7 protein-coding genes and 1 pseudogene are annotated in these 6887 nt (G+C 64.6%); 3 read left to right on the top strand and 5 right to left on the bottom strand.

Going from position 1 to position 6887, the window contains the following annotated elements; all coding sequences use genetic code 11:
• The 3 genes from ACI944_RS09770 to ACI944_RS09780 all read right to left on the bottom strand — a co-directional run.
• The coding region (locus tag ACI944_RS09770) for a metal ABC transporter solute-binding protein, Zn/Mn family (RefSeq protein WP_411718853.1) at positions 1-286 on the bottom strand (286 nt) is incomplete at its 3' end.
• Positions 287-415: 129 nt separating this feature from the next.
• The gene (locus ACI944_RS09775; protein WP_411718854.1) at positions 416-892 is read right to left on the bottom strand and encodes a YbaK/EbsC family protein; all 477 of its coding nucleotides are present in this window, start codon (positions 890-892) and stop codon (positions 416-418) included.
• Between the two features lie 32 nt (positions 893-924).
• On the bottom strand, positions 925-1614 hold the full coding sequence (locus ACI944_RS09780) for an MBL fold metallo-hydrolase (protein WP_411718855.1): 690 nt from the start codon (positions 1612-1614) through the stop codon (positions 925-927).
• A gap of 81 nt (positions 1615-1695) precedes the next feature.
• On the opposite strand from ACI944_RS09780, the gene ACI944_RS09785 reads away from it, so the two are divergent.
• Complete coding sequence (locus ACI944_RS09785) at positions 1696-2430, top strand: hypothetical protein (RefSeq protein ID WP_411718856.1); 735 nt, start codon at positions 1696-1698, stop codon at positions 2428-2430.
• A 223-nt stretch (positions 2431-2653) separates the two neighbouring features.
• Here ACI944_RS09785 and trpB read toward each other — a convergent pair whose 3' ends face one another.
• Together trpB and ACI944_RS09795 are read right to left on the bottom strand one after the other, a co-directional pair.
• On the bottom strand, positions 2654-3835 hold the full coding sequence (gene trpB / locus ACI944_RS09790) for a tryptophan synthase subunit beta (protein WP_411718857.1): 1182 nt from the start codon (positions 3833-3835) through the stop codon (positions 2654-2656).
• A 132-nt stretch (positions 3836-3967) separates the two neighbouring features.
• Positions 3968-4339 (bottom strand): annotated as a pseudogene (locus ACI944_RS09795) (SDR family oxidoreductase); the annotation flags it as partial.
• A 102-nt stretch (positions 4340-4441) separates the two neighbouring features.
• Here ACI944_RS09795 and ACI944_RS09800 point away from each other — a divergent pair.
• Positions 4442-5509, top strand: a complete 1068-nt coding sequence (locus ACI944_RS09800) for a hypothetical protein (protein WP_411718858.1) — start codon at positions 4442-4444, stop codon at positions 5507-5509.
• A gap of 39 nt (positions 5510-5548) precedes the next feature.
• Complete coding sequence (locus ACI944_RS09805) at positions 5549-6403, top strand: ZIP family metal transporter (RefSeq protein ID WP_411718860.1); 855 nt, start codon at positions 5549-5551, stop codon at positions 6401-6403.
• Positions 6404-6887 lie beyond the last annotated feature (484 nt).

Here is a 6887-nt window from a genome sequence, read left to right on the forward strand (position 1 = left end):
AGAGATCGGCGTCGTAGATCGCCTCGCGCACGTTCGGCCCGGGCTCCCACCCGTGCCCGTGTTGTCCGGTCGGAACCAACAGTTCCGCCGTGGCGGCGTCGCCGCCGACCTGTTCGGCGATGTCCCCAAAGACGAAGAACGACGCCTGCACCGTCGGCACCCCCTCTTCGGCCGACCCCATCGGCTCGTTGTCGGCGCTCGCGTTGTCGTCGATGCAGCCGGCGAGCAGTCCGGTACCACCTACTCCGGCTGTCACCGCGAGCAGCTGCCGTCGCGTCGTGTTCATTGTACTTATGAAAATGAAGTGGAGATATAATAATATTATTATTCGAGGAGGGGGCGTATATCAAGGGTTGTTACTGAGGAAATCAATTGTAGTATCCCAACGGGGTCTGTCGGTGGTTCGATCCCGAACTCACTCCCGGATGTCGGCGATCTTCGCGTCGGCGACCGTCACGATCGTGTCGGGATCGATCGGGAAGACGGCCTCCGGGGTGCCGGCGGCAGCCCACACCCGGTCAAAATCGGTCAGCGTCTCGTCAAGAAACACCGGGACATCGGCCTCATGACAGAACGGCGGCACGCCGCCGATCGACCACCCCAGAGTCGATTTGATATCTTCGGCGTCGGCCATCGACACCGCGGACCCATCTACGCCGACCAGTTCGCCGACCGTTGCCGTGTCTACCCGGTTTGCCCCGCTGGTGACGGAGACGATCAGGTCACCGTCGGCCGAAAGGACGATGCCGCTGGCAATCGCCCCAACGGAGCACTCAACCGCTTCGGCCGCGTCCTCGGCGGTTTTCGTCCCTTCGGGAAACTCGCGAACGTCGATCTCGACGCCGTGCTCGGCGCGCGCTCGCCGCTCAAACTCCTCGGCACGTGGGTGCATACCAATAGGTCCGCTGGCCTGTCGGTTGAACGTCACGGTTCGGCGGCGAGCACGGATGCGAGCGTTTGGAGGGCCTCTCGTCCGCCGCCGGCGAGTGGCGGTCCGTGCCCCACACAGGCCGCTTCGAACCGCTGTTCGGCGATCCGGGCGACGCTGTCTACGATCCGGCCAGGGTCGTAGGAGTCGACCCACGGCGGCACGACGAACCCCTCGGCGGTGTTCCAAACGAGGTCGCCGAGCATCGCCGCCTCCGAGTCGGCGTGGAGATACACCGTGTGACCGGGGTTGTGTCCGGGCGTGTGAAACGCGAGAAAGCCCCCGATCCGGTCGCCGTCGGTGACGCCCCGGAGGTCGGCCCCGGAGAGCGAGTACACTCGACGGACGAGACGGTGGAAGGCGCCTTTATGATGGGTCCACGGCGGCGACCACGACCGGCGGACGAGGCGACGATCAAGGGCGCCGATGTAGATGGGAACGCAGAGGTCGACCCGTGCCAAGCCGCCGACGTGGTCGATATCGTAGTGCGTCAACAGCACGCGATCGATATCGCCGAGAGCGTATCCAGCGGCCCGGATCTCGCCGTCGAGCGAGCGGCGCGGCAGGGGCGGTCCCGCGTCGATGAGTGTCACCTCGCCGTCGTCGACGAGATAGGCGTTTGCTCCGATGGGTTCGGGCCAGGCCACCTCCAACAGCACAACGCCGTCGGTCACCGACTGTACCATACCGCCCTTACCGCGCCCACCCCCTTGACCGTGCCGCGTCGGGTCCCGAACGCTCAAACCGGTTGCCGTCCAACAACGAGTATGGAAACGTCGGACGCCGAGCCGACCGTGCGAACATGCGGGACCCGTCCCATTGAGTACGCCGTGGTAGTGCCGGACGACGACCGCTTCCGGGGCGCGGTCGACAGTCTTGAGGGAGCGATTGAGGCCGACAAAAACGCACCCGCCGTCCTGGTTCTGCTCGTGGACGACAACACCGACCCGGGTCTGATCACCGAGGAACTCGGCGGCCTCCCCGGCATCGCTGTGTCCGATACCCACGCACCCCCGGACCCCGTCGCGTTCTTCGATCGGTCGCACCCGGAGGCGTTCGATCTCGTCGCCTCGTTGCCGGTCGAGAACGGCGTCGACGTTCACGATGTCAGGCCGGAGACCGCCTTCGGCTCCGAAAGCCACGGCGAACTCATCGAGGCAGGTCTGGTCTGGGTCGAAATCGGTGCCGTCGACCCTGCGGCGTTTCTCCGAACGGTTTTCGAGACCGACGACAGCGGCGAGTCACCGACCGCGTTCTATGTGGTGTCGGATGCCGTCCCAGGGGGAGACACGACAGCCGTGGCGACTCCGAACTTTGAGCGGGTTGACGTCGGGACGGTGTTCGCCGAGGTTGACGGCGACCGGCTAGTCGCGAACTGGCCGTTCTTCCCGGTACTGTTCGACGAGTGTGGCGTCGATGGTGTCGTGGGGTATCGGGCCGCACGCGTCGGCACCTCCGTCGCCGAGGCACGGGCAGGGCTTCGTCCCGATTCTCTCCGGTGATTGATCGGTCGGGTCTGTAAGCTGACCGGCGGGTATCCGGTACGTGAGTCGCCTCGGGGTCACGTGATTCAGGACGCGAAGCATCTCGTCATCACGGAACTCTTTGAGTTCCGTACGACACCGGTGCACTCGCCTTGACCTCGGTTAATCGGAGCGCCGGCGCACCCGAAGACCTCACACTATGGAGCCGACCAGATAGTAGCGTGCTGCTCTATGAGTCCAGTTAGTGCAGGTCAAACTTCTCGGCGGCGGTGGCCATGTCCTTGTCGCCACGACCGCAGAGATTGATGAGAATCGTGTCGTGGCGATCCGCCTCGGCGAGTTTAATTGCCAAGGCGATAGCGTGGCTCGGCTCCAAGGCGGGGATGATCCCCTCGGCCTCGCTCAACTCACGGAAGGCCGCGAGCGCCTCCTCGTCGGTGACGCCGTGATACTCCGCCCGCCCGAGTGACTGGAGGGCGGCGTGTTCGGGGCCGACGGCGGGGTAATCGAGGCCGGCGCTCACGGAGTGGTTGGTCGTCTCGTCGTCGATGACCTTCGTCTTCATCCCCTGGAAGATCCTCGGCTCTTCTTGTTCGGTCGTCGACAGCGGCGCGGAGTGCTCGCCCGAATTAAGCCCCTTGCCGGCCGGTTCGGCCCCGTAGAGGGCGACATCCTCGTCGTCGACAAAGCCGCTGAACAGCCCGATAGCGTTCGAGCCGCCGCCGACGCAGGCGACGCAGGCATCGGGGAGGTCGCCGTGCAGTTCGAGGATCTGTTCTCGGGCCTCCCGCCCGATGACAGACTGGAACTCTCTGACCATCCGCGGGAAGGGGTCGGGCCCAACGGCGCTTCCGACGAGGTAATGCGTGTCCTCGAAATGTTCGGCGTAGTCCTCCAAGGCGGCGTCGACAGCTTCCGCCAGCCCGGCGTTACCGCGTGTCACCGGTTCGACCTCCGCGCCCATGAGCCGCATCCGGAAGACGTTCATTTCCTGGCGCTCGATATCGTTTGTTCCCATGTACACCGTCACGGGCAGATTGAGCAGCGCGCCGACCATCGCGGTCGCGGTGCCGTGCTGGCCCGCGCCGGTCTCGGCGATCAGCCGCTTCATGCCGGCGCGCTTCGCAAGCAGTCCCTGCCCGAGCGTGTTGTTGAGTTTGTGTGCGCCACCGTGCAGCAGGTCCTCGTGCTTGAGATAGATGTTCGCGTCGTAGCGCTCGCTCAGCGTCTCGGCGTGGAACACCGGTGTCGGCCGGCCGCCGAAGTGCTCAAGCAGCCGTTCGAACTCCGCGGTGAACTCCTCGGATTCGATCTCTGCGTCGAACGTTTCGGCCAGTTCCGCAAGCGGAGCCTCCAGCGGTTCGGGCACGTGACGTCCGCCAAAGCCCTCGAATTCGCCGTCGTCGTCGCCATCGGTGGACATACCTTTCGTAACCCAGGCGACGACTTAAATCACCCTCCCCGCGGTTCATCGCCGAATCCGCATTCCCACGTCTACGTCACCCGTTGGGCTGGACGGACAAGCAGTTCATTGCTCTTACGTGGGGCGGTTGTGTCACCGCAGACCGAACGCTCGCCGAGATATCATCCCCGGTGAGCGGGCCAAGGGCGGTGACCCGTTGACGCCGAATTTTGTGGCGTTGTTGCCGCTCGCGCTCGTCTGCCGGCCAGCGACGGAGGGAACGGTGACGACGTGGCCGCGACCCTGCTCTCGCATGATCGGGAGGCCGGGAGTGGTCGCGTTCATGACCGCGACGAGGTTACCCTCGACCATCCGCCGCAGGTTGTCGGTGTCGGCGTCGGCGACGGTTTCGAGTAGCATGACACCCGCGCTGTTCACGATGATGTCGAGGCCGCCACGATCCGCGACGGACGCGTCGATCACCGCCTGTGCCTGCTCATCATCGATCACGCAACTCTGAACGACAAGCGCCTCGCTGGCAACCGAGGGGAGCGGAACGACAGCCCCTCCGGATCACAGCCACAAATGCCCGTCGGATTTTTTATATTCCCGCCTGTACGCACAGATATGGTCCCCACTCGCCGACACGTCTGTGCCCTCCTCGGATCCGCGGCGCTCGCGGGCTGTAGCGACGTGTTAGACACTGACTCCGAACCGGGCAGGAACGGCGAGACGGTTGAGCCGACCGAACAGCCGACCGAACAGCCGACACCGACCGAGACGGAGACGCCGACCGAGACGGAGACGCCGACCGAGACCGAAACGCCGGCGGACGAGGAGACCCCAACGGACGAGCCGGATCTACGGGAGCGCGAATCGGAACTCCCGGAACTGATCCAGGAGTCGCTGGCCGCGGCCAGGGACCGGATCAACGCGGCCGTGGAGATATATCTGGAGTCCGCCGAGGGTGACCCTGACGCCGAGACGCCGCTCACGTCGGTATCACTGCCGGCCGAACCAAGCATCGATGCCAGCCGCGAGCTATCGACCGCCAACGACCGTCTCTCCGGGGCGACCTCGCGGGCCGACCGACAGGGGATCGACGACCAGCGGTTCCGGCGGCTCACCGAGTTGCTCGGGGCGGAGATCGACACCTTACGCGAGGCGATCGACGCCCACCAGAAGCTCGCTCAGGGGTATGAAACGGCCGAGTCCGTCGTTGACCTGGCCGACCAGCAGGCCTACCGCCTCGCCGAGTCCGACCACGAGGAGTTGGGCGAGCGCCGAACCGAGACCGCCGAGACGATCGAGGCGGCGCGAACGGCTATGGAACCGATCGAGTCGGCAACAGAGGCCGAGCGAACGGCGCTTGAAACCGAGGGACACGGCGACCTGCTCGACCGTCTGGAGGACGGATCGGCGGCGCTTGAAACGTACCACGACGCCCTCGAGACCGTTCCCTCGTCGTTCTCGGACGTTGATGAGGCCAACGGCGAACTCGGAAATGACGACGAGCGGGCGTTCAGCCTCGCCACTATCGCGTCCGATGAACTGGAGGCCTCCGAGTCGGCGATCGAGTCGGCCGACCCGCCGGCAAGCGTCGATCCCATCGAGTCGTCCCTGCTCGGGCCGATCCGCGAGAAACTCGAAACCGCGCGTGAGATCCGCGACGAGGCGAGCGAAGGCGTGGAGTAGCCCTCAGTTTATACCGGCCGTGCTCGTCAGGGGTAGCTAATGATACTCGATTTCTCCGAGTCGTTCGTCCGACTCATCGGGACCTCGCCGGTGATGCAGGCCCTCGCCGGGGGGTTGATTATCGCGAGTATGAACCTCCTCGGCGCGTCTCTCGTCCTCGTCTGGCGGAACCCCTCCGAGCGGGCCCTCGACGGCATGCTCGGGTTCGCGGCCGGCGTCATGCTGGCCGCGGCCTTCACCAGCCTCATCATCCCCGGTATCGAACAGTACTCCGGAGGAAACCCGATTCCGACGCTGTTCGGCGTCGCGTTGGGCGCGTTGTTCCTCGATCGGGCCGACGTGCTCGTGCCGCACGCGCACTACCTCCTCACAGGTGAGCGCCGAACCGACGCGGCGACGCCGGAGGGGACGATTCCCGCCACCGACGAGCGCCTGGCCGGTGTGGTCCTATTCATCTTGGCGATTACGCTGCACAACATGCCCGAGGGACTGGCGGTCGGCGTCGGGTTCGGGGCGGCGGCGGGCGATCCGGCGCGGCTCGGGGGCGCGCTGTCGTTGATGATCGCCATCGGCCTCCAGAACATCCCGGAAGGGCTGGCCGTGTCCGTGGCGGCGATAAACGCCGGTCTCGACCGTCGGCTGTACGCCGCCGTCGCCGGGATCCGGGCGGGGGTCGTTGAAATCCCGCTGGCGGTGCTCGGAGCCGTCGCCGTGGCGACGATCGAGCCGCTGCTGCCGTACGCGATGGGGTTCGCGGCGGGAGCGATGCTGTTCGTGATTTCCGACGAGATCATCCCCGAGACGCACCGAAGCGGGTACGAACGTGTGGCGACGCTTGGGCTCATGGCCGGCGTCGTCATCATGCTGTATCTGGACATCGCGCTGGCCGGGTAATGTCGGTTTCTCGAATCCACATTAATTGAATCTCGGTGAAATACTCCGGAGATGACCGCAATGCGAGCGACATATTTATAATCATCTATCGTTTAGCTTCTCAATAGTGGTATGCATGAGCACACCAAGCAAAACGGGGGCGGGACGGGATCACCGAAACGAATACGACACTGACTCAAGCAGCAGCACCCTTTGGCGGTGGGCGGAGTGTCTCGGAGGGGGAATCGTTACACTCGGCGTCATCTCTTTTATGTTACCGGTGTTAGCAGATATGATGCATCCACCCGGCGCTCTCTTTACCACGTCGCTCGTCTCTATGTTCTTTTTATTGTGGTTTTTGTTCTGGGCGCTCATCGGGACCTCCCGGAATCATCTCATCGCTGCGACCGGGTGAGAGAGAAACCGCCCCCGTTTGAACTGCGCTTACAGCTGGCATAACCGTGCGTATCGGGCCTTCGCACCCTTTTGACTTGTTCTTGAATCA

It is taken from the genome of Natronomonas sp., assembly GCF_046710025.1.
GTDB lineage: Archaea > Halobacteriota > Halobacteria > Halobacteriales > Haloarculaceae > Natronomonas.

Excerpts from the sequence above, each read along its gene's own strand:
- ACI944_RS09775 (WP_411718854.1), bottom strand. The coding sequence starts at position 892 with ATGCACCCACGTGCCGAGGAGTTTGAGCGGCGAGCGCGCGCCGAGCAC.
- ACI944_RS09780 (WP_411718855.1), bottom strand. The coding sequence starts at position 1,614 with ATGGTACAGTCGGTGACCGACGGCGTTGTGCTGTTGGAGGTGGCCTGG.
- ACI944_RS09785 (WP_411718856.1), top strand. The coding sequence starts at position 1,696 with ATGGAAACGTCGGACGCCGAGCCGACCGTGCGAACATGCGGGACCCGT.
- trpB (WP_411718857.1), bottom strand. The coding sequence starts at position 3,835 with ATGTCCACCGATGGCGACGACGACGGCGAATTCGAGGGCTTTGGCGGA.
- ACI944_RS09800 (WP_411718858.1), top strand. The coding sequence starts at position 4,442 with ATGGTCCCCACTCGCCGACACGTCTGTGCCCTCCTCGGATCCGCGGCG.
- ACI944_RS09805 (WP_411718860.1), top strand. The coding sequence starts at position 5,549 with ATGATACTCGATTTCTCCGAGTCGTTCGTCCGACTCATCGGGACCTCG.